Origin of the sequence: Streptomyces flaveolus (genome assembly GCF_044765825.1) — a bacterium.
Lineage (GTDB): Bacteria > Actinomycetota > Actinomycetes > Streptomycetales > Streptomycetaceae > Streptomyces > Streptomyces flaveolus.
In genome coordinates this window covers 382,791-404,410 of sequence record NZ_JBIWKU010000006.1, presented here as the reverse complement: position 1 = coordinate 404,410, position 21,620 = coordinate 382,791, and the positions used below count along the sequence as shown (strand labels likewise).

General features: G+C 72.6%; 21 protein-coding genes, 1 pseudogene and 1 riboswitch. Of the genes and pseudogenes, 13 read left to right on the top strand and 9 right to left on the bottom strand.

Going from position 1 to position 21,620, the window contains the following annotated elements; all coding sequences use genetic code 11:
* Window positions 1-295: pseudogene (locus ACIRG6_RS20880) on the top strand (hypothetical protein); the annotation flags it as partial.
* Between the two features lie 11 nt (window positions 296-306).
* On the opposite strand, the gene ACIRG6_RS20875 reads toward ACIRG6_RS20880, so the two are convergent.
* Together ACIRG6_RS20875 and ACIRG6_RS20870 are read right to left on the bottom strand one after the other, a co-directional pair.
* Window positions 307-1,695, bottom strand: a complete 1,389-nt coding sequence (locus tag ACIRG6_RS20875; RefSeq protein ID WP_403323986.1) for an alpha,alpha-trehalose-phosphate synthase (UDP-forming) — start codon at window positions 1,693-1,695, stop codon at window positions 307-309.
* Between the two features lie 78 nt (window positions 1,696-1,773).
* Complete coding sequence (locus ACIRG6_RS20870) at window positions 1,774-2,718, bottom strand: glucosyl-3-phosphoglycerate synthase (RefSeq protein ID WP_364674154.1); 945 nt, start codon at window positions 2,716-2,718, stop codon at window positions 1,774-1,776.
* Window positions 2,719-2,860: 142 nt separating this feature from the next.
* A riboswitch (SAM riboswitch) is annotated at window positions 2,861-3,016 on the top strand.
* 18 nt (window positions 3,017-3,034) lie between these two features.
* On the opposite strand from ACIRG6_RS20870, the gene thrC reads away from it, so the two are divergent.
* From thrC to ACIRG6_RS20830, 8 genes are all read left to right on the top strand, one after another.
* Complete coding sequence (gene thrC, locus ACIRG6_RS20865; RefSeq protein ID WP_350724767.1) at window positions 3,035-4,336, top strand: threonine synthase; 1,302 nt, start codon at window positions 3,035-3,037, stop codon at window positions 4,334-4,336.
* Window positions 4,333-4,608, top strand: a complete 276-nt coding sequence (locus ACIRG6_RS20860; RefSeq protein WP_189233957.1) for a MoaD/ThiS family protein — start codon at window positions 4,333-4,335, stop codon at window positions 4,606-4,608. The genes thrC and ACIRG6_RS20860 overlap by 4 nt, the downstream gene beginning before the upstream one ends.
* 439 nt (window positions 4,609-5,047) lie before the next feature.
* A complete protein-coding gene (locus tag ACIRG6_RS20855; RefSeq protein ID WP_004929928.1) occupies window positions 5,048-5,251 on the top strand; it encodes a cold-shock protein in 204 nt (67 codons plus the stop codon).
* A gap of 328 nt (window positions 5,252-5,579) precedes the next feature.
* Entirely contained in the window at window positions 5,580-7,202 is a 1,623-nt protein-coding gene (groL, locus tag ACIRG6_RS20850) for a chaperonin GroEL (RefSeq protein ID WP_189233956.1), read from the top strand.
* A 231-nt stretch (window positions 7,203-7,433) separates the two neighbouring features.
* A complete protein-coding gene (locus ACIRG6_RS20845; protein WP_350724772.1) occupies window positions 7,434-8,564 on the top strand; it encodes an NADH:flavin oxidoreductase in 1,131 nt (376 codons plus the stop codon).
* A 99-nt stretch (window positions 8,565-8,663) separates the two neighbouring features.
* Window positions 8,664-10,211 (top strand): carboxylesterase/lipase family protein, encoded by a 1,548-nt coding sequence (locus ACIRG6_RS20840; RefSeq protein ID WP_403323981.1) that lies wholly within the window; start codon window positions 8,664-8,666, stop codon window positions 10,209-10,211.
* Window positions 10,208-10,573, top strand: coding sequence for a hypothetical protein (locus ACIRG6_RS20835; protein ID WP_364818104.1), 366 nt, complete (start codon window positions 10,208-10,210; stop codon window positions 10,571-10,573). Before ACIRG6_RS20840 ends, ACIRG6_RS20835 begins: the two co-directional genes overlap by 4 nt.
* A gap of 95 nt (window positions 10,574-10,668) precedes the next feature.
* Entirely contained in the window at window positions 10,669-11,241 is a 573-nt protein-coding gene (locus ACIRG6_RS20830; RefSeq protein WP_364674143.1) for a dihydrofolate reductase family protein, read from the top strand.
* Window positions 11,242-11,259: 18 nt separating this feature from the next.
* On the opposite strand, the gene ACIRG6_RS20825 is transcribed toward ACIRG6_RS20830, so the two are convergent.
* The 4 genes from ACIRG6_RS20825 to ACIRG6_RS20810 form a co-directional block, all read right to left on the bottom strand.
* Window positions 11,260-11,823: a hypothetical protein gene (locus ACIRG6_RS20825; RefSeq protein WP_350724780.1), complete on the bottom strand. Its 564-nt coding sequence runs from the start codon at window positions 11,821-11,823 to the stop codon at window positions 11,260-11,262.
* On the bottom strand, window positions 11,771-13,291 hold the full coding sequence (locus ACIRG6_RS20820) for a PTS transporter subunit EIIC (RefSeq protein ID WP_403323978.1): 1,521 nt from the start codon (window positions 13,289-13,291) through the stop codon (window positions 11,771-11,773). Before ACIRG6_RS20820 ends, ACIRG6_RS20825 begins: the two co-directional genes overlap by 53 nt.
* Window positions 13,292-13,306: 15 nt before the next feature.
* On the bottom strand, window positions 13,307-14,242 hold the full coding sequence (gene murQ, locus ACIRG6_RS20815; protein WP_403323976.1) for an N-acetylmuramic acid 6-phosphate etherase: 936 nt from the start codon (window positions 14,240-14,242) through the stop codon (window positions 13,307-13,309).
* A gap of 130 nt (window positions 14,243-14,372) precedes the next feature.
* Window positions 14,373-15,314 (bottom strand): MurR/RpiR family transcriptional regulator, encoded by a 942-nt coding sequence (locus ACIRG6_RS20810; protein ID WP_225635278.1) that lies wholly within the window; start codon window positions 15,312-15,314, stop codon window positions 14,373-14,375.
* Window positions 15,315-15,381: 67 nt separating this feature from the next.
* Here ACIRG6_RS20810 and ACIRG6_RS20805 point away from each other — a divergent pair, with 67 nt between their 5' ends.
* Window positions 15,382-15,765, top strand: a complete 384-nt coding sequence (locus tag ACIRG6_RS20805; protein WP_350724786.1) for a hypothetical protein — start codon at window positions 15,382-15,384, stop codon at window positions 15,763-15,765.
* Between the two features lie 10 nt (window positions 15,766-15,775).
* On the top strand, window positions 15,776-16,060 hold the full coding sequence (locus tag ACIRG6_RS20800) for a DUF4031 domain-containing protein (RefSeq protein ID WP_364818112.1): 285 nt from the start codon (window positions 15,776-15,778) through the stop codon (window positions 16,058-16,060).
* Here the strand turns inward: ACIRG6_RS20800 and ACIRG6_RS20795 are convergent.
* Window positions 16,033-17,112 (bottom strand): GNAT family N-acetyltransferase, encoded by a 1,080-nt coding sequence (locus ACIRG6_RS20795; RefSeq protein WP_364818115.1) that lies wholly within the window; start codon window positions 17,110-17,112, stop codon window positions 16,033-16,035. The two genes, ACIRG6_RS20800 and ACIRG6_RS20795, sit on opposite strands and share 28 nt — an antisense overlap.
* A gap of 10 nt (window positions 17,113-17,122) precedes the next feature.
* Entirely contained in the window at window positions 17,123-17,785 is a 663-nt protein-coding gene (locus ACIRG6_RS20790) for an HD domain-containing protein (RefSeq protein ID WP_318213346.1), read from the bottom strand.
* 51 nt (window positions 17,786-17,836) lie between these two features.
* Here ACIRG6_RS20790 and ACIRG6_RS20785 point away from each other — a divergent pair, with 51 nt between their 5' ends.
* Both ACIRG6_RS20785 and ACIRG6_RS20780 read left to right on the top strand, forming a co-directional pair.
* The gene (locus ACIRG6_RS20785) at window positions 17,837-18,520 is read left to right on the top strand and encodes a maleylpyruvate isomerase family mycothiol-dependent enzyme (RefSeq protein ID WP_403323972.1); all 684 of its coding nucleotides are present in this window, start codon (window positions 17,837-17,839) and stop codon (window positions 18,518-18,520) included.
* A 124-nt stretch (window positions 18,521-18,644) separates the two neighbouring features.
* Complete coding sequence (locus tag ACIRG6_RS20780; protein WP_364674123.1) at window positions 18,645-19,334, top strand: copper homeostasis protein CutC; 690 nt, start codon at window positions 18,645-18,647, stop codon at window positions 19,332-19,334.
* Between the two features lie 214 nt (window positions 19,335-19,548).
* On the opposite strand, the gene ACIRG6_RS20775 is transcribed toward ACIRG6_RS20780, so the two are convergent.
* Entirely contained in the window at window positions 19,549-21,594 is a 2,046-nt protein-coding gene (locus tag ACIRG6_RS20775) for a HelD family protein (RefSeq protein WP_403323970.1), read from the bottom strand.
* Window positions 21,595-21,620: the final 26 nt, after the last annotated feature.

Sequence of the window (21,620 nt, the reverse complement as noted above, 5' to 3'; positions counted from 1 at the left end):
GCAGTCGGGCGGTGCCGCCCCGTCCGGCACTCCCGTGCAGGACGGCAAGAAGTGCACGGACCAGCTCGACTACGCGGGCGACCCGAGGTCCAACGCGGAGATCAACTCGATCGGCGAGGACACCGGCACGTGCCCCGAGCCGCAGTCGGGCGGTGCCGCCCCGTCCGGCACTCCCGTGCAGGACGGCAAGAAGTGCACGGACCAGCTCGACTACGCGGGCGACCCGAGGTCCAACGCCGAGATCAACTCCATCGGCGACAAGACCGGCTACTGCCCGCCCGTCCAGGGGCAGTGACCTCTCCTGCGTCAGCCCCGCAGCGCCGCCAGCTGATCCAGGAACCACCGGGCCGGCGGCAACGCGGTGGCGGCCGCGGACAGCCGCTTCGACCGCTCGGCCCGCTCGCCCGCCGGCACGGACAACGCCTCGTGCAGCGCGTCCGCCGTTCCGCAGATGTCGTACGGGTTCACCACCAGCGCGTCGTCACCCAGCTCCTCGTACGCCCCCGCCTCCCGCGACAGCACCAGCACGCACCCCTCGTCGGAGACGACCGGCACCTCCTTCGCCACCAGGTTCATCCCGTCCCGGATGGGGTTGACCAGCGCCACGTCCGCCAGCCGGTACGCCGCCAGCGACCGCGCGAAGTCGTCCTTCACGTGCAGCACGACCGGCGTCCACCCGGCCGTCCCGAACTCCGCGTTGATCTCCTGCGCGACCCGCTGCACCTCGGCCGTGTACTCCCGGTACACGGCGAGGTCCTGCCGCGACGGGTAGGCGAAGGCGACGTGCACGACCCGCTCGCGCCACTCGGGCCGGTCGGCGAGCAGCCGCCGGTACGCGAGCATGCCCCGCACGATGTTCTTGGACAGCTCGGTCCGGTCCACCCGGACGATCGTCCGGCGCCCCTCGCCGATCTCGTCGCGCAGCGCCGCCATCCGTTCGTCGACGTCGGCCTCGTGCGACCGCTTCCGCAGGAAGTCCGCGTCGGCCCCCAGCCCGTGGACGCCGATCTCCGTGCCGCCGAGCCCGCCCACCAGCGCGTCGCAGCAGGCGGTGAACGCGTCGGCCCACCGCCGGGTGAGGAACCCGAGCCGGTCGGCGCCCAGCATCCCGCGCAGCACCTGCTCGGCGATGTCGTCCGGCAGCATCCGGAAGTAGTCGACCGGCGCCCACGGCGTGTGCGAGAAGTGACCGATCCGCAGGTCGGGCCGCAGCTCGCGCAGCATGCCCGGCACCAGTGTCAGGTGGTAGTCCTGCACGATCGCGACCGCCCCCTCGGCGGCCTCCTCGGCCAGCGCCTCGGCGAACGCCCGGTTGAACGCCTCGTAGGACGCCCATTGCCGCCGGAACTCCGCGTCGAAGACGGGCTCCAGGGGCGTCTGGTACAGCATGTGGTGCACGAACCACAGCACCGAGTTGGCGATCCCGTTGTACGCGTCCGCGTGCACGCCGGCCGGCACGTCCAGCATCCGTACGCCGTCCTCGCCCACTCCGCGCCGCACCGCCTCGCGGTCGCCGTCGCTCAGTGCGGAGCACACCCACAAGGCGTCCGCGTCCGGCCCGATGGCCGACAACCCGGAGACCAGTCCGCCACCGCCCCGTTTGGCATGCAGCGAACCGTCCTCCCGCACCTCGTACGAGACGGGCCCCCGATTGGAGGCGACCAGCACCTGAGCAGCACCGAAGCTTGAAGCCATACGCCTCAACCTAGCCCGGCCCCCAAATCCTCAAACGTGCCCGCGCGTCACCTCGGCAGCGATTCGGTCACGTGACGCTCAGGCCACCCGGCGGGACGCGTACTCCGCGATCTCCGTCATCGGGGGCCGTTCCTCGGTGTCGACGGCGTAGGTGCGCGGCTCGAAGCCGCCGGCGCCCCGCTCGAACTGGGTGAGGGCCGGCCGGAGCAGATGGCCGCGGGCCAGCCGGAGCTGGGCGGTGCGGTAGATCGCTGCGGACATGCGGCCCAGCGCCCGGCCGTCCTGGTGACGGTGCCGGCGGACGCCGACGTCCACCTGGGCGAGCGCGTCCAGGCCCACCAGGTGCAGCGAGTCGACGAGCATGCCCAGCTCCACCCCGTAGCCGACGGGGAAGGGGAGCTGTTCGAGGAGCGAGCGGCGGGCCGCGTACTCGCCGCCGAGCGGCTGGACGAAGCCCGCCAGCCGCGGCCAGTGCAGGTTGAGCAGCGGGCGGGCCATCAGCTCGGTGACCCGGCCGCCCTCGCCCGGGGCGGCGTCGAGCGGGCGGTCGTACATGGCCTTGACGAGGTGGACCTCCGGGTCGGTGAGCAGCGGGCCCACGATGCCGGAGACGAAGTCGGCGGAGAACTCGCGCAGGTCGGCGTCGACGAAGCAGACGATGTCCCCGCCGGTGACCAGCAGCGAGCGCCAGAGCACCTCGCCCTTGCCGGGCACGGCCGGGATGCGGGGGAGTATCTCGTCGCGAGGGACGACACGCGCCCCCGCCGCCGCGGCCACCGCCGCCGTGCGGTCGGTCGACCCGGAGTCGACGACCACGAGCTCGTCGACGAGCGGCACCCGCCGCATCAGCTCCCGGCGGATCACCGCGACGATGTCGCCGACGGTCGCCTCCTCGTCGAGCGCGGGCAGCACCACGCTGACCGACTGGCCCGTGGCGCGCTTGGCGGCCATGATCTGGGGAAGCGTGCGGTCTGCCACGGACCAGGAGCGTGTGCCAAGCCAGCGCTCGACTTCTTCCAGCACGGTCGGTGGGCTCCTTTGTGATCCATCTCGCGGTACGGACGACTATCTCAACCGTCCTGGCCTTCGGTTACAGTCTTGAACAACGCGGATGACCGGCGCATGCCGGGGTCGCCGTGTGAACCAGTGCAAAACAACCACATACCGCTCATCCAGAGGGGCAGAGGGATACGGCCCGATGAAGCCCCGGCAACCCTCCAGTCGGTTCTCGCAGATCACTGTCGATCGCAGCGCGAGGCTCCCGGCTAGGGAAGGTGCCAAATCCGTCTCACGGCGAGATGCGTCGTGAGGAAGATGAGGAGAAAGGGCCTCGCCTCACATGGCTGTGCAGACTGTCGCAAGCAGCACCGACACCACCGCTTCCCCCGCCTCCCCCGTGGACCTGGGCCCCGCCGCGGCGCTCTCCTGCCGCGAATGCGGTCACCGTGTGCCCCTCGGCCCGGTCTTCGCCTGCGAGGAGTGTTTCGGCCCGCTGGAGATCGCCTACGACTTCTCGGCCTACGACACCGAGGAACTGCGCAAGCGGATCGAAGCGGGCCCCGCGAACATCTGGCGCTACGCGCCCCTGCTGCCCGTCCCGGCCGACGTCGCGACCAAGCCGAACATCAACCCGGGCTGGACCAAGCTGGTCAAGGCCGAGAACCTGGCCCGCGAGCTCGGCGTCACCGGCGGTCTGTACGTCAAGGACGACTCCGGCAACCCGACGCACTCCTTCAAGGACCGCGTCGTCGCCCAGGCGCTGGAGGCCGCCCGCGCGTTCGGCTTCACCACCCTGTCCTGCTCCTCCACCGGCAATCTCGCCGGCGCCGTCGGCGCCGCCGCCGCCCGGGCCGGCTTCCGCTCCTGCGTGTTCATCCCGCACGACCTGGAGCAGGGCAAGGTCGTCATGGCCGCCGTCTACGGCGGTGAACTCGTCGGCATCGAGGGCAATTACGACGACGTGAACCGCTTCTGCTCCGAGCTGATCGGCGACCCGGCCGGCGAGGGCTGGGGCTTCGTCAACGTCAACCTGCGGCCGTACTACGCCGAGGGCTCCAAGACCCTCGCGTACGAGATCTGCGAACAGCTCGGCTGGCAGCTGCCCGACCAGCTCGTCGTCCCGATCGCGTCCGGCTCCCAGCTCACGAAGATCGACAAGGGTCTGCAGGAGCTGATCAAGCTCGGGCTGGTCGAGGACAAGCCCTACAAGATCTTCGGCGCGCAGGCCGAGGGCTGCTCGCCGGTGTCCACCGCCTACAAGGCCGGGCACGACGTCGTCCGCCCCCAGAAGCCGAACACCATCGCCAAGTCCCTCGCGATCGGCAACCCGGCCGACGGCCCCTACGTCCTCGACATCGCCCGCCGCACCGGCGGCGCGGTGGAGGACGTGAACGACGAGCAGGTCGTCGACGCGATCAAGCTGCTCGCCCGCACGGAGGGCATCTTCGCCGAGACCGCCGGCGGTGTGACGGTCGGCGTCACGAAGAAGCTGATCGAGAACGGCGTCCTGGACCCGTCCCTCACGACGGTCGTCCTCAACACGGGCGACGGCCTCAAGACCCTCGACGCGGTGGCCGGCACCGGCCTGACCGCGACGATCCGCCCCAACCTGGACTCCTTCCGAGAGGCTGGCCTCGCATGAGCGTGACCGTTCGCATCCCCACCATCCTGCGCACCTACACCGGCGGGAAGGCCGAGGTCGCCGCCGAGGGCGCGACCCTCTCCGAGGTCATCACGGACCTGGAGAAGAACCACACCGGCATCGCCGCCCGCGTCCTGGACGACCAGGGCAAGCTGCGCCGCTTCGTCAACGTCTACGTCAACGACGACGACGTCCGCTTCGAGCAGGGCCTGGAGACGGCGACGCCGGACGGTGCCGGCGTGTCCATCATCCCGGCGGTCGCCGGCGGCTGATCCGCCCGCCCGGTCGCCTCCGGTGACCGTGTTACGCAGAGTTCATGGAATTGCCCCCTCCGTCAGAGAAGCGGAGGGGGCAATTCCATGTGATTGAGCGCGGTAGAGTTGGGGAACGCGCTCCCGATCACCGAGACGGTGCTCCGGAATTCCCGCCGCAGGCCCGACAAGATGTAGCCAAAGTGTGGGCGTATTTCGCGGCTTTTGTTCGCTTTGTGTAGCCCGACTTGACCCGAATTCAGGCGAATTCTCGCCACATTCCGGACCGGCTACGTCCAGATTTCTCGTCCGATTGACCTGTTGCAGACGGCAGTTGGACAGATACATTCAGCCGCGGTCGACGCGTTCCGGCGCACGCCCCCACCCATTGGGGGGTGAGGTCTGACCCGGATCCGCGAAGTGCGGATCTGTGCAAGGGCCAGTAATAGGGGAGTTAGGCATGGCTCAGGGCACCGTCAAGTGGTTCAACGCGGAGAAGGGGTACGGCTTCATCGCGGTCGACGGTGGTGCGGATGTTTTCGTCCACTACAGCGCGATTCAGATGGACGGCTACCGCACCCTCGAAGAAGGCCAGCGGGTCGAGTTCGAGATCTCGCAGGGTCAGAAGGGCCCGCAGGCCGACATGGTTCGCCTCAGCGCCTGAGACGTGCGGCCGGCGCAAGCCAACGGTCTTCTCCGAAGGGCCCGTACCCCCTGGGGTACGGGCCCTTCGGCCTGCCCGGGACCGGGGCCCGCCGGTGTTCGCGGGCGGCTGAGCGACCGGCTCGATCCCCGAGAGGCGCTTGCACTCGACAGGGGCGAGTGCTAATCATTGGCGTTAGCACTCTGAAGGTGAGAGTGACAACGAAGGACCGGGTCGGTGAGGCCCGCAGGCCGGGTGGGGAAGGAACCCACGAGGCCGGCGAGCCGTCCGTCGCGGGCGCGGGCGCGGTCCGAAGGAATCACCCCCAGTCCTGGAGGGACCACTTCACATGGCCAAGATCATCGCGTTCGACGAGGAGGCGCGGCGCGGCCTCGAGCGCGGCATGAACCAGCTCGCGGACGCCGTCAAGGTGACGCTCGGCCCCAAGGGCCGCAACGTCGTCCTCGAGAAGAAGTGGGGCGCGCCCACGATCACCAACGACGGTGTCTCCATCGCCAAGGAGATCGAGCTCGAGGACCCGTACGAGAAGATCGGCGCCGAGCTGGTCAAGGAAGTCGCCAAGAAGACGGACGACGTCGCCGGTGACGGTACGACCACCGCGACCGTTCTCGCCCAGGCCCTGGTGCGCGAGGGTCTGCGCAACGTGGCCGCCGGTGCCAACCCGATGGCGCTGAAGCGCGGTATCGAGAAGGCCGTCGAGGCCGTCTCCGCCGCCCTGCTCGAGCAGGCCAAGGACGTCGAGACCAAGGAGCAGATCGCCTCCACGGCCTCCATCTCCGCCGCCGACACCCAGATCGGCGAGCTCATCGCCGAGGCCATGGACAAGGTCGGCAAGGAAGGCGTCATCACCGTCGAGGAGTCCCAGACCTTCGGTCTGGAGCTGGAGCTCACCGAGGGTATGCGCTTCGACAAGGGCTACATCTCGGCGTACTTCGCCACCGACATGGAGCGTATGGAGGCGTCGCTCGACGACCCGTACATCCTCATCGCCAACTCCAAGATCGGCAACGTCAAGGACCTGCTGCCGCTCCTGGAGAAGGTCATGCAGTCGGGCAAGCCGCTGCTGATCATCGCCGAGGACGTCGAGGGCGAGGCCCTGTCGACCCTGGTCGTCAACAAGATCCGCGGCACCTTCAAGTCCGTCGCCGTCAAGGCCCCGGGCTTCGGCGACCGCCGCAAGGCCATGCTCGGCGACATCGCCATCCTCACGGGCGGCGAGGTCATCTCCGAGGAGGTCGGTCTCAAGCTGGAGAACGCCTCGCTCGACCTGCTGGGCAAGGCGCGCAAGGTCGTCATCACCAAGGACGAGACCACGATCGTGGACGGCGCCGGCTCCGCCGAGCAGGTCCAGGGCCGGGTCAACCAGATCCGCGCCGAGATCGAGAACAGCGACTCGGATTACGACCGCGAGAAGCTCCAGGAGCGCCTGGCGAAGCTGGCCGGCGGCGTGGCCGTCATCAAGGCCGGTGCCGCCACCGAGGTCGAGCTCAAGGAGCGCAAGCACCGCATCGAGGACGCCGTCCGCAACGCGAAGGCGGCCGTCGAGGAGGGCATCGTCGCCGGTGGTGGCGTGGCCCTGCTCCAGGCCTCCCAGGTCTTCGAGAAGCTGGAGCTGACGGGTGACGAGGCGACCGGCGCCAACGCCGTGAAGCTCGCCCTGGAGGCCCCGCTGAAGCAGATCGCCGTCAACGGTGGTCTCGAGGGCGGTGTCGTCGTGGAGAAGGTCCGCAACCTGACCGTCGGCCACGGCCTGAACGCCGCGACCGGCGAGTACGTCGACATGATCGCCGAGGGCATCATCGACCCGGCGAAGGTGACCCGTTCCGCGCTGCAGAACGCCGCCTCCATCGCCGCGCTGTTCCTCACCACCGAGGCCGTCATCGCCGACAAGCCGGAGAAGGCCGCCGCGGCCGCTCCGGGCGGCATGCCGGGCGGTGACATGGACTTCTGATCGACCGGTTCCGGTTGATCGACCGTCCTTCACGTACCGAGGGCGGCACTCCTGGCCAAGGCCGGGGGTGCCGCCCTCGGGCGCGTCGCGGCCCGCGGGGGCCGCGGGCGGGTGTGAGCCGGGTCACGGATGGCGGACGGCCGGAATGACGGTGGCGGGCATGCCGGTTGCACGGGTGCAGGCATCCATGCGCATGCACATACTGACCGGTACCTCCTGAGGAGTTCCCCCGTGACCGTCACCGCCTCCGAAGCCGCCTCGCGCGCCGCGCAGATCCTCGCCCGCCCGGCCGTCATCAACGGCCTGACCGTGCCGAACCGCATCGCGATGGCGCCGATGACCCGCATGTTCTCCCCGGGCGGCATCCCCGGCGAGGACGTCGTCTCGTACTACGCGCGCCGCGCCGCCGCCGGTGTCGGCCTGATCGTCACCGAGGGGACGTACGTCGGGCACGACTCCGCCGGGCAGAGCGACCGCGTGCCGCGCTTCCACGGTGACGAGCAGCTCGCCGGATGGGCGAAGGTCGCCGACGCCGTGCACGCGGCGGGCGGCACGATCGTGCCGCAGCTGTGGCACATCGGCATGGTGCGCAAGCAGGGCGACCAGCCGTTCCCCGACGCCCCCGCCGTCGGCCCCTCGGGCCTGCGCATCGGCGAGGACGAGGTCACCGGCAAGGTCATGACCCAGCGCGACCTGGACGACGTCATCGGCGCCTTCGCCGAGGCCGCCGCCGCCGCCGAGCGCATCGGCTTCGACGGCGTGGAGATCCACGGCGCCCACGGCTACCTCCTCGACCAGTTCCTGTGGGCCGGCACCAACCGCCGCACCGACGCCTACGGCGGCGACCCCGTGGCCCGCACCAGGTTCGCCGCGGAGATCGTGGCCGCCGTGCGGGAGACGGTCTCGGCCGAGTTCCCCGTGATCTTCCGCTACTCCCAGTGGAAGCAGGACGCCTACGACGCCCGCCTCGCCGAGACCCCCGAGGAGCTGGAGGCGATCCTCGCCCCGCTCGCCTCGGCCGGCGTCGACGCCTTCCACGCCTCCACCCGCCGCTACTGGCGTCCCGAGTTCGACGACTCCGACCTCAACCTCGCCGGCTGGACCAAGAAGCTCACCGGCAAGACCGCCATCACCGTCGGCTCCGTCGGCCTCGACGGCGAGTTCGGCAAGGCGTTCCAGGGCGAGGGCGCCGGGCTCGGCAGCCTCGACGACCTCCTGGACCGCATGGAGCGCGACGAGTTCGACCTCGTCGCCGTCGGCCGCGCCCTGCTCCAGGACCCGCAGTGGGCCCGGAAGGTCCTGGACGGCCGCTTCGACGAGCTGACGCCGTTCGACGCGGCGGCGCTGAAGTCCCTGAGCTGAACCCCGGGCCGCTCCCGTCGCGCACCGCGGCATAGGGTCCGTGGGATCACCAACTACTGCCGCACGTACGGCCGGCGGCGACCAGTCAGGGAGTGATCGATGACGAACCCCGAGGCCCAGGAGTCCGTGGTGCGCACCGCCACCGGTGCGGTGCGGGGACGGCGGGAGGACGCTCTCACCGTCTTCCGCGGCATCCCGTTCGCCGAGCCGCCGGTGGGGGATGCCCGGTTCGCCGCACCGCGCCCGGCCCGGCCCTGGGACGGCATACGCGACGCGTTCGCGTTCGGGCCGCCGCCCCCGCAGGACCTGGGACTCGTGGGACAGGCCGGCGCACCGGGCGCACCGGGCGCGCCGGAGGGCGACGACTGGCTGACGGTCAACGTCTGGACGCCCGAGCCGGACCCGGCCGCCCACCGTCCCGTGATGGTGTGGATCTACGGCGGCGCCTACAAGCTCGGCCACGCCGGCAGCCCCGGCTACGATGCCCGCCGCCTGGCCGAGGACGGCGACCTCGTCGTCGTCACCTTCAACTACCGCGTCGGCATGGAGGGCTTCGCCCACATCGAGGGGGCGCCCGCCAACCGGGGCCTGCTCGACCAGGTCGCCGCGCTGGAGTGGGTGCGGGACAACATCGCCGCGTTCGGCGGCGACCCGGACCAGGTCACCGTCTTCGGCGAGTCGGCGGGCGCCGGTTCCCTCGCCGCGCTGCTGGCCATGCCGCGCGCGGCCGGGCTGTTCCGCCGGGCCATCGCCCAGAGCGTGCCGGGCACCTTCTTCTCCGACGCGCTCGCCCGGGACGTCGCCGGCGCGCTCGCCGCCGAGGCGGGCCTGCGGCCGACCGTCGCCGACCTGTCGGCGGTGGCGCCGGACCGGCTGGTCGCGGCCGGACAGACGCTGGCCGCCAAGATGCTCCAGCACGTGGACCGCTGGGGCCGGGCCGCGCCCACGGTCACCCCCTACTCGCCGGTCGTGGACGGCGAGGTCCTGCCGGTCACGCCGTGGCAGGCGCTGGCGTCCGGGGCCTCCCGGGACATCGACCTGATCGTCGGGCACAACCGCGACGAGTTCCGCCTGTTCAGCTCCATGGCCGGGACCTCGGACCGGATCACCGACGAGCGCGCCGCCTCGGCCCTGCGGATGTTCGCCCCCGGCCCCGACGGCGAGCGGAGCTACCGCGCCGCCTTCCCCGACGCGTCCCCCGGCGAGCTGTACGAACGCGTCCAGACCGACTGGCTGTTCGCCATGCCGTCGCTGCGCCTGGCCGAGGCCCACCTCGCGGGCGGCGGCCGGTCGTACGTCTACGAGCTGACCTGGCCGGCCCCGGGCAACGGCGGGGCCCTCGGCGCCTGCCACGCGCTGGACCTCCCGCTGCTGTTCGGCACCTTCGACGCCGACATGGGCGTGCTGCTGTTCGCCGGTGCGGAACCGTCCCCGGAGGCGCTGGCCCTCTCCGCCCGCTTCCGTGCCTCCTGGACGGCGTTCGCCCGCACCGGCGACCCCGGCTGGCCCGCGTACGACACCGGTCGGCGCCTGGTGCAGGTCCTGGACGCCGAGCCGGCCGTCGTGCCGTACCCGGAGGAGACCTCGCGGCGGCTGTGGGAGGGCCACGAGTTCGCCGCGCTGCCCCTGCTGGGCGCGGGGGTGTGAGGGTCCGCGGCGCGCTGCTGGGCCTGTTCCTGGTGCCCGTGGCCGTCGGCGCGTACTTCCTGTGCCGGGCGGCGACCGCGGACGGCACCCCGCGCTGCGACGGCATCATCGTGGAGTACGGCGACGCCGAGCGGTCCGGCCCCATGAAGCCGGGGGAGACGTGCGACCTCTACGACTTCACGGACGGCCGCTCGGCCGGCACCCGGACGTACGACCAGCAGAGGAAGGCCCAGGAGGAGCGGGCGGCGGACGACCGCCTGACCGGTGGTCTCTGGGCCGCCCACGGTCTGGCGGGCCTCATCGTCGTCGTCTCGGGCCTCGGGGTGACCCGCTCGGCCGCCGGCCGGGGCGGCGACCGATGAGTTTTCGCGAGCGCCGGGGTCGAAGAGGGAGAAGGCACCGCGTTACAGCGGGATCATGAGCCACCGGAACCACGAGCCAACCCAGGAGACCCCAGATGCGCACCCTGATCAGCACCGCCTTCGTCTCGCTCGACGGAGTCGTGGAGGCGCCCGGCGGCGAGCCCGGTTACCGGAACGCGGGCTGGACCTTCAAGGACCTGGAGTTCCTCCCCGAGGCGTACGAGATCAAGGGACGGGAGCAGAAGGAGGCCGGCGCGATGCTGCTCGGCCGGGTCAGCTACGAGGCGTTCAGCGCGGTCTGGCCGGACATGGAGGACTTCGCCGACTACAAGGTGATGCCGAAGTACGTCGTCTCCACCACCCTCACCGACGGCGACCTGGTGTCCGGCTGGGGCGAGACCGCGATCCTGCGCTCGCTCGACGAGGTCGCCGCGCTGAAGGAGACGGAGGGCGGCCCGATCATCCTGCACGGCAGCGCCACCCTCAACCGGGCACTCTCGGACGCCGGCCTCATCGACCGCTACCACCTGCTGGTCTTCCCGCTGCTCCTCGGAGCGGGCAAGCGGCTGTTCAGCGACACGGACAAGGACACCCAGAAGCTGAGGCTCGTCGAGCACGAGGCGTACGCCAACGGCATCCAGAAGAACGTCTTCGACGTCGTCCGCTGACGCCGCGGCGGTGCCGCCTCAGCCCATCGGCTCGATGTCCACCCGCACCGGCGTCCCCCACACCCGCAGCACCTCGTAGTCCGTGAACTCGTGCACCAGCCGGTACGCCATCGCCGCGCGCGGGGCGCGCAACTGGGCGGCGATGTACAGCTCGGCCTCGCGGCGGTCCCGGCGCGGGGTGCCGCACAGCTGCCACGCCTGGCCGGTCCACAGCTCCGGCAGCCAGCGCTGCTGGGGCTGCGGCCGGTCGCCGCGCATCCCGTAGCGGGACGGGGCCGGCTCGGCGGGCCGGGCCGGGAGGGGGCCGCCGCCGTACTCGGCGCGGCGGGCCGCGCGGCGGCGGGTCTCGCACAGGAGGCACAGGTCGGGGGCCGCCTCGTCGACCGGTCCGTTCGGATGCTCGGGGCAGCGGGTGCTGGGGGCCGTCGTGGTGACGCTCTCCTCCAGCCGGTCCAGCGCGCGCTTCAGGTCGGCGCGGATCTCGTGCACCTTGGCGTCGGGCGTGTCGGCGGTCAGGGCCTCGCCGTGCTCACCGAGGAGACGCAGGGCGCGGCCCAGGGCGGTCAGCTGGGCGTGGTTCATGCTCCTCAGGGTCGCACACGGCACCGACGGTCCCGCCCGCCTCCGCCGCGCGCAGGCTGTCGCCGAGGCCGAAGAAGTACGTCGCCGCGAACCCGACCACGTACCCGGTGAGCAGCCCGCCGCCGTACACGCCCGCCGTCGCCGCCCACCCTCCGGAACCCGCGAGCAGCGGGAACAGCGCCCAGCCCGACGGACCGATCGCCGTCGCCCCCACGTCGGTGCCGAGCATCGCGAACAGGCCGACGAACGCGCCGCCCGCCGCCCCGCCCACACAGGCGGTGAGGAAGGGGCGGCCGAGGGGGAGCGAGACGCCGTAGATCAGCGGTTCGCCCACGCCCAGCAGCCCGGCGGGGAGCGCCGACCTGATCGTCGTGCGCAGGGACGTGTCGTGGCGCAGCCGGACGTAGACCGCCGCCGCCGCGCCGACCTGGCCCGCGCCCGCCATGGCCAGGACGGGCAGCAGCACGGTGTTGCCCTGCTGCTCGATGAGCGTGGTGTGGATGGGGATGAGCGCCTGGTGCAGGCCCAGCATCACCAGGGGGAGGAAGAGGCCGCCGAGGACGAGGCCGGCCAGGGCGCCCGTCGTCGCCAGGAGCCGGTCCGCCGCCGTGCCGACGGCCGTCGCTACCTCGCCGGCCGCGTACATGAGGACGTACAGCGTGACCAGGCCGGAGAGCAGCACCGTCAGGGCCGGGGTGAGCAGCACGTCCAGCGTGCCGGGGAGGCGGGCGCGGCACCACTTCTCGACGTACGTGCCGAGCAGTGCCGCCGCCAGCGCGCCGAGGACGCCGCCCTGGCCGGGGGCGAGCGCGACGCCGAACGCGGTCACCTTCGCCACGCCGGGGTAGACGACGACGGCGGCGGTCGCGCCGCCCAGGACGGGCGTCCCGCCGAACTCCTTCGCGGTGTTGTGGCCGACGAACACCGCGATCAGCGCCATGAAGGCGGAGGAGACGGCGGCCAGGGCGGGGGTGAGGCCGGGCAGCCACCCCAGGTTGGTGAGCAGACCGGCGACGCCCGCGACGATGCCGCAGCCGATCAGGGCCGGGATGAGGGGGACGAAGACGTTCGCGACCCGCCGCAGCGCCGACTTCAGCGGCGTCGCGTTGCGCTGCTTCTGCCGGGCCTTCAGCTCGGCCCCGCGCCGGGCGAGGCCGTCCGCCGTGCCGCCCCCGGCCGCGCGTCGGGTGGGCTCGTCCGCCGTGCCGCCCCCGGCCGCCAGGAGGGCCTCGAACGCCTCCGTCACGCGCCCGACCACCCCCGGGCCCAGCACCACCTGGTACGACCCGTCGTCCTCCACCACCCCGAGCACACCGGGCAGGGCCCGCAGCGCCGCGTCGTCCACCCGGGACCGGTCGGCCAGGCCCAGGCGGAGGCGGGTCATGCAGTGGGCGACGGAGGTGACGTTCGCGGGGCCGCCGACCAGGGGGAGCAGCGCGGCGGCCGTGGCATGGGGATCCTTGTGCACCTGCCGAGCGTGCGCTCAGCCCTGCGCCGCCGCCAGCGCGGCACGCAGATGACCGTCGGAGTCCTCCAGAAGGCGGGCGGCCGTCGGGCCGTCGACATCGGCCAGCAGGGTCAGGATGGCGTGCTTGACCTCGCCGTCGGTGGCGGCCAGGGCGCGCTCGATCTCCGCGTCCCCGGCGCCGGTGGCGAGCGCGACGATACGGCGGGAGCGGGCGCGCAGCTTCTCGTTGGAGGCGCGGACGTCGACCATCAGGTTCCCGTAGGTCTTGCCGAGCCGGATCATCGTGATCGTCGACAGCATGTTGAGGACCAGCTTCTGCGCCGTACCGGCCTTCAGCCGGGTGGAGCCGGTGATCAGCTCGGGTCCGGTGACGACCTCGATGCCGTGCTCGGCGGCGGCGGCCAGCGCACTGCCCGCGTTGCAGGCCAGGCCGACGGTGAGCGCACCGAGCGCGCGGGCGTGCTCGACGGCACCGATCGCGTACGGGGTGCGGCCGGAGGCGGACACGCCGACCACCGTGTCGTCGGCGGTGAGGGCGAGGGCGTCGAGGTCGGCGCGGGCCAGCTCGGCGGAGTCCTCGGCGCCCTCGACGGAGGTGACCATGGCCTGCGGGCCGCCCGCGATCAGGCCGACGACCTGCCCCGGCTCGGTGTTGAAGGTGGGCGGGCACTCAGAGGCGTCCAGCACACCGAGCCGGCCGGCCGTGCCGGCGCCCGCGTAGACCAGCCGGCCGCCACGGCTCATCCGGGCGGCGACGGCATCGACGGCGGCGGCGATCTCGGGCAGCCGCGCGGCGACGGCGGCGGGCACGGCGGCGTCCTCGCCGTTCATCGCCCGCGCGATGTCGAGGGTGGACATCCGGTCGATCTCGGCCAGCTCGGGCCGGAACGCCTCGGTGGTCAACGTCTCCAACTGGGAACGGAGATCGGGGTGATGGGGCGTGGAGGTCATGGAGGAGCGGCTCTTTCCGACGTCGGTGCCTGTCTTGTCCTGAGGGGCGCGGGGCTGTATCGATGTGCGGCTCCGCCGCGTGGGCGCGACCAGCCACACTCGGCCGCCGGCCGCCCACGACGATCAAGTCCTACGGTCTACCGCGATGACCGTGCCGATGGGCCAACGCCTCATAGGACGCCGCCAAAGCCGGCGCAGCCGATTCGTACGTCCGCTGCGCCACCCCCACGAACAGACAGTCCACCACCAGCAACTGACTGGTCCGCGACGACATCGCCGCCGGCCGCAGCTCGCTCTCCCGCGCCGTGGACGTGGTCAGCACATGGTCGGCGTACTGCGTGACGGGACTGTCGGGGCGGCCGGTGATCGCGACGGTCGTCGCCCCGCGTTCGAAGGCGACCCGCAGCGGCTCGATGACGTCCCCGGTCGATCCGGAGTGGGTGATGGCGAGGGCGACGTCCCCGGCGCGCAGCTGCACCGCGTTGGTGACGGCGAGGTGCGGGTCGCTCGGGGCGTGGGCTATCAGCCCTATGCGCAGGAGTTTCTGGGTGAGATCCTGGGCGACCAGACCGGAGGCGCCGATGCCGTACACGTCGGTGCGGCGGGCGGCGGCGAGTGCGGCGACGGCCGCGCCGAGCTGGACGGTGTCCAGTCCGGCGGCGGTGTCGGCGAGGGTCTGCTGCTCGTCGTAGGCCAGCTTGGCGACGACGTCGGCGATCGGGTCGTCGACCGCGATGTCCGTCGTGATGGCGGGTGCGCGTCCCGACTGCTGCTGCGCGGCGAGCCCGGCGAGTGCGAGGCGCAGATCGCGGTAGCCGGGGTAGCCGAGCAGGCGGGCGGTGCGTACGACGGTGGCCTCGCTGGTGCCGGTGAGCTCGGCGAGGCCGGTGACCGTGAGGGCCGCGCAGCCGGCCGGGTCGCCCGCGACGGCCTCGGCGACCCGCTGCATGGAGCGGGTCATCGAAGGCGCCAGCGTGCGCACCTTGGCCGCGAGGGCGGCGGGCGCGGGCGGCGCGCTCCCGCCTCCGGTGGCGCGACGGCCGCCGGACGCACTCGCGAAAGTTTCCTTCACTTCATCGGTCACTCATGAAAGATATTTTCGTTTCGGTCTCCGGGTCAAGAGTGCGCACAATGGGGGCATGGACCCCATCAGCCCCCTGGAGCAGGCCCTGCACGCCGCACGCGCCCTCGTGCTCGCCGACCTGGTGGCGGGCCAGGTGGCCGAGGCGGACGTCGTGTCGCTCGTCGAGGAGTCCGTCGTGCAGCGGCGCTGGTGGGTCGAGCAGTGGCCCGAGGGCGCCCAGTTCGTGGCCGGGCTGGTCGCGCAGGACGTCCAGGACGCCCTGCTGGAGCGGTACGGCCGCTGGCCGCTGTGCCCGGTGTGCGGCTCCGGCGACCCGCACGCGCTCGACGTCGAACCGGAACTCGGCCCGGACCCGCACTGGGTGTGCGGCAAGGCCGGTGTGAAGGTCGCGGCGGTCGGCTCGCTGGGCCACGCCACGGGCGGCATGCAGTCGTCGTGAGGACGCCCCGGTGATCTACATCGATCCGCCGACCTGGCCGGGCCACGGCCGCCTGTGGTCGCACCTCGTCAGCGACACGTCCTACGCCGAACTGCACGCGTTCGCCGAGACCCTGGGCGTGCCGCGCCGCGCCTTCGAGCGCGACCACTACGACCTCCCCGCCCACCGGTACGCGGACGCCGTGTCCGCCGGCGCCCTGGAGGTCAGCAGCCGCGAGGTGGTGCGGCTGCTGCACGGGGCGGGGCTGCGGCGGCGCAAGGGCGCCGGTCAGGGGCGCGCGCCCCGCAACTCGTAGGCGAACTGCTCCTCGTCCTCCCCCGCGACCCGGGTGAAACCGGCGCGTGTGATGACGGCCTGGGACGGCAGATTGGCGGGCTCGGTCGTCGCGAACACCGACGTCACCCCGTCGCGCTCCAACGCCCAGGCGGACAGCGCGCGCAGACCCTCGGTGGCGTATCCGTGGCCCCGCGCGGCTTCGGCGAGGTCGTAGCCGATCTCCACCCGGCCGTCCTCGTCGGGCGCGCCGTGGAAGCCCATGCCGCCGACCGCACGCCCGTCCTCGGTGCGCACGAGCGTGAACACGCCCCACTCCGGCCGGTGTACGCCCGCCTCGTACGCCTTCAGCAGCATCCCGGCGGCGTCCCGCGTGCCCTGGTACGGCCCGCCGTCGACCCACACGAACCCGCCGTCGCCGCCCGCGGCCAGGTCGGTGGCGGCGGCGGGGGTGACGCCCTGGAGGGTGAGGCGTCCGGCGGGGATCACGAGGTTGTTGTTCCAGCGCCACGCGTCGAGCGGGGCGCGTCCGGGCAGCTCGCCGCGGCCGGTGGCCCACAGCAGGGTGCGCCAGTGGCCGGGGCCGGGCTGGACGTGCGGGAAGATCCGGGTCAGTACGTCCTCGCACAGTGCGGCGGGCGGCTCGTACGCCAGGCCCAGGCCCTCGGCGATGTCGTGCGTGTGCACCAGTACTTCGGCGACCCCCATCGCGGCGAAGCCCTCGCGGTTCGCGCTGCGGAACGGATACGGGTGGAAGGCGCGGACCTCGCGCGGGGTGGTGCGGACGGTGGCGGCGAGCAGCGCGCCCGTCGTCTCGATCACCTGGAGGACGCCCTCGTTGCCGGTGCCTTCGTCGAGGGTGATCTCGAAGGGGACGTAGGCGCCGGTGGCGCGTCCGGCGAGCTGGCCCGCGTACGCGATCAGGTCGCCCGCGACATGCTCCGCCGTGTACCGGCAGCTCCACTCCAGCCGCCCGGCCCGTACTCCCTCCCAGTCCCGGTCCGTCGCCGTGCGCAGCAGCGCCACCGCGCCCGCCACCGCCTCTTCCACCTGATCCCCGCCCATGGTCCGCATGCGGGGCACGTTACGGGGCCGGGTCACCGCCGGGCGACAGCATTTCCAGCTCGCCGGTGAGGTTGTAGCGGGCGGTCGCCTCCCACTCCCGCTGCCCGTACGGCGTGCGGAACAGCCGTGGCAGGCCGAGCAGTTGACGCAGGATCGCGGCACGTCCCTCGCGGAAGGCGTCGTTCGGCACGAAGTGGTACTCCTCGCGGACGGCGGCCGTGTAGGCGGCGTACGCCGACGGGGGCGAGGCGAGGACCGCCAGGTCGGCGTCGCACAGCACCTGGCCGTCGCGGTCGTCGTCGGCGGGATCGTGCGAGACGGTGAGCCGCACCAGCCGGGCCACCTCCGCGGTCCTCCGAGCCGGTACGCCGGCCTCGGGCAGGGCGCGCTCGGCCAGGCGCGCCGACCGCTCCTCGTTCTCGGACCGCTCGGGCAGGTACACGGCGTCGTGGAACCAGGCGGCCAGCCGCACGGCGTCCGGATCGTGCGCGTACTGCTCCAGCTCGTCGACGCGGTCGAGGACCGCGGTGAGGTGGGCGAGCGTGTGGTAGCGGCGCTGGGGCTCTTGCCAGCGGGCGATCAGGTTGTCGGCGTACGGCGCCGGGTCCGGCCCGGCGTCGGAGCCCCGGGCTCCGTTCAGGGCGCGGGCGAAGCGGGCGCGGAGGGCGTCGAGATCGGCCATGCCCACATTGTCCCGCGACCGGGCCCACCGGCAGGCCCTAGCGTGGAGGCCATGACGACTCCTGCTGATGTGAACGAGGTACGCGACCCCGAGCTGCCCGGGCGGCTGCTGACCGTCGAACGGGACGAACTGGTGCCGCTGCTGCGGTCCCGGGCGGACGGTGACTTCGCGCTGCCGGTGGTGGCGTGTCCGGGCTGGACCGTGCGGGACGTGCTGGCGCACTGCTCCGCCGCGCTGATGCGGGTGGTGGAGGGCCGCTTCGAGAAGGGCGTCTTCTCGCCCGCGTCCAACGACCGGGACATCGCCGAGCGTGCCGACTGGCCGAACGCCCGGATCGTCGACGAGCTGGAACGCGGCATGACCGAGGCCGGGCCGGTGATCGGCCGTGCGGGTGGCGTGCTGGACCGGGTCGCGCTGGGCGAGTGGGTGCACGCCGGCGATGTGCGGGTGGCCTTCGGCGAGCCGGGGGCGTACGCGGGGCGCGGGCTGCCGGACGCGCTCACGCTGCTGACCACGGTCACGCGGGACCTCGGACACGTCCCGCTGCACGCCGACCTCGACGACGTGGACGAGCCGCTGAAGCTGGGCGAGGTGAGCGGCGAGCGGCCGCCGGGGCGGTTCATCGGCGACGCGCCGACGTTGGTGCGGCTCTACGCGGGGCGGCCGGTGGACGCCGGGGCCGGGTACGAGCTCGCCGGGGTCGAGGCGGCGGAGCTGAACATCTTCGGCGACTGAGCGGCGGCGGGTCCGCGGTGAGGGGACCCCTGGCAGGCTGTCGGGGCGTACGCTTGAATTGGACTAGACCTGTAGCGGTCCGGACAGCCGAGCAAGCCCGACGAAGCCCGACGAATGGGGTCCCATGAGCAAGCGTGCAGTCCTGGAGGTGATCGCCCTCGACGTCGAGGACGCGGTCGCCGCCCAGGCCGGAGGCGCGGATCGCCTCGAACTGGTCACCGACATGGCGGCCGACGGACTCACCCCGTCGACCGGGACCGTCGCCGCGATCCGCGCCGCCGTCGACATCGACATGCGGGTGATGCTGCGGCTGGCGGACGGGTTCGCCGCCGGGGACGTCGAGCGGCTGGTGGGGATCGCCGGGGAGATGCGGGGGGCCGGGGCGGACCAGTTCGTGCTCGGCTTCCTCGACGCGGACGGTGACGTGGACCTGCGGGCGGTGGAGCGGGTCGCCGGGGCGCTGGAGGGATGCCGGTGGACGTTCCACCGGGCCATCGACCGGGCCGCCAACCGGGACGCGGTGCGCAAGCAGCTGGCCGACTTCCCCGGGCTGGACACGTACCTGACGGCCGGGGCGGCGGGGGGCGTCGGCGAAGGCCTTCCGACGCTGCTCGCGGAGGCGCGGCGGCGGGGCGAGCCGGGGTACGAGCAGCAGCTTCTGGTGGGGGGCGGGCTGGGACTGGAGCACGTGCCGACGCTGCTGGACGCGGGCATCGACGGTTTCCACATCGGCGGCGCGGCGAGGCCCTCCGGGTGGGACGGGCCGGTGTCTGCGGACGCGGTGGGGGAGTGGCGGCGGGTGCTGGGCGGGTAGCCGCACAGGCGTACCCGCATCGGCGCGCCCGCGCCGCAGCCGCATAGCCGTGGGCAGTCGTGCCTCCCCCAGTGCCTGAAGGGCCTGGGAGGTACCCCCAGGGGCGGCACGACTGCCCGCAGCTACGGGGGCGTGACGTGCGACTGTGCGCAGCTACGGGGGGCGTGACGTGCGGCTGTGCGATGCTGCGGGGCGGGGCGTGCGACGTCCGCAGCTATGCCAGTTGCGGCGGCAGTGTCGTCGCGTGGGTCACCAGGAGGCCCGAGACCGCTCGGGTCAGGCAGACGTACAGGCGGCGCAGGCCCGTGCGTTCGTCGGGCTCGCCGTCGACCACGGCCTGCGGCTCGTCCAGGACCACGTAGTCGTACTCCAGGCCTTTGGCCAGTGACGCCGGGACCAGGGTCAGGCGAGTGGCCCGTGTCGTCTCCTCGCCCGGGCCGAGGTGGCCGATCCCCGCGGCGGTGAGCGCGTCCGCCAGCCCCGGCACGCGCGCGTCGGCGGCGATCAGGCCGACCGATCCCTCCCGTGACAGCAGCTCGCGGCACGCCGCCACCACGTCGGCCGTACCGCCCGCGGCCGCGCGGATCTCGAAGAAGCCCGGGTTCTCACGGATCGACGCCACCGGCGTCAGACCGGGCGCGATGGACGGCAGCAGCCGCGAGGCGTACGTGATGACGTCCGTCGGCACGCGGAAACCGGCCGTCAGCTCCTCGATCACCGCCTCGTCCTTGCCCAAGTGGGCCAGCGCCTCCTCCCAGCTCCGCGTCGCCCAGGGCGTGGTGCCCTGCGCCAGGTCGCCGAGGACGGTCGCCGAGCCGGTGGTGCAGCGCCGGCCCACCGCGCGGTACTGCATGGGGGACAGGTCCTGCGCCTCGTCGAGGACCACGTGCCCGAGGGAGTGGGTGCGCTCGATCAGGTCGGTCGCCTCGTCGATCAGCACGGCGTCCGCGGGCGCCCACCTGGCGGACTTCACCGACCGGGCCGGCTTCACCCACAGGATCGTCTTCTGCTCGTCCTCGGTGAGGACGCCCTCGGCGTGCTCGGCGAGGAAGTCCGCGTCCGTGAGCAGGCGCAGTACCAGCTTCGCCGGGTCGACCTGCGGCCAGACGGCCTTGACCGCAGCCTTCACCGCGGCGTTGCGCGCCACCGCGTTCTGCACCCGGTCGTCCGGCGCCTCGCCCGCCCGCTCCATCTGCACCAGCACGGCGTGCGCGACGCGCTGCGGAAGGGCCTCGCGGGCGGCGCCGTAGCGGATGTCGCGGGCGAGCAGCTCGCGCACGATCTCCTCCAGCTCGTACGCCGCCACCCGCCAGCGGCGCGAGCCGCGCACGACCACGATCCCCTCGGTGGGCGGCGTGACGTGCGAGTACAGGGCCCTGCGCAGCACCTCCGCCATCCGCGCGTCCCCCTTGATCACCGCCGCCGCGGCGTCGTCCGTGCCGCGCACCTCGACGTGCGCGACCAGGTCGTCGACGGTGGCCTGCCGGACCGTCAGCTCGCCCAGCGCGGGCAGGACTTGCTCGATGTAGTGCAGGAAGGACTTGTTCGGCCCGATGACGAGCGTGCCGGTGCGGGCGAGCCGCTCGCGGTGGGCGTACAGGAGGTAGGCGACCCGGTGCAGACCGACGGCGGTCTTGCCGGTGCCGGGGCCGCCCTGCACGCAGACCGACCCGGCGAGCCCGGCGCGCACGATCTCGTCCTGCTCGGGCTGGATGGTCGCCACGATGTCCCGCATCGGGCCGACACGGGGCCGCTCGATCTCCTGCTGGAGCAGCTTGCTGGTGGTCGCCGCCTCGGCCGGGTCGGACAGGTGCTCGTCCTCGTACGCCGTGAGGTCCCCGCCGGTGTACCCGAAGCGACGGCGCAGCCCGACGTCCAGCGGGTCCTTCTTCGACGCCCGGTAGAACGGCTGCGAGACCGGCGCACGCCAGTCGATCACCATCGGGTCGCCGTCCGCGTCGTGCACGTGCCGTCGCCCGATGTAGAAGCGCTCCCCCTCGGCACCCTCCGCCCGCTCCGCCCCCGGTGCGTGCAGGTAGTCGAGCCGGCCGAAGAACAGCGGGGTGTCGCTGAGGTCGGCGAGCGCCTTGATGCGCTCCTCGATCTGGCTCTGCAGGACGGCGGCGTTGACCCAGTTCGCGGTGACGTCGGTGATGTCGAGGGACTCGACGTCCTCCCGCATGGCCCGCAGTGCGGAACGGGACGCGGTGAGATGGGCGCGCTCGCGGGACAGAGGGTCGTCGTGGACGGGCGTGGACAAGGGGGTGCCTCCGGATGACCTGCGGT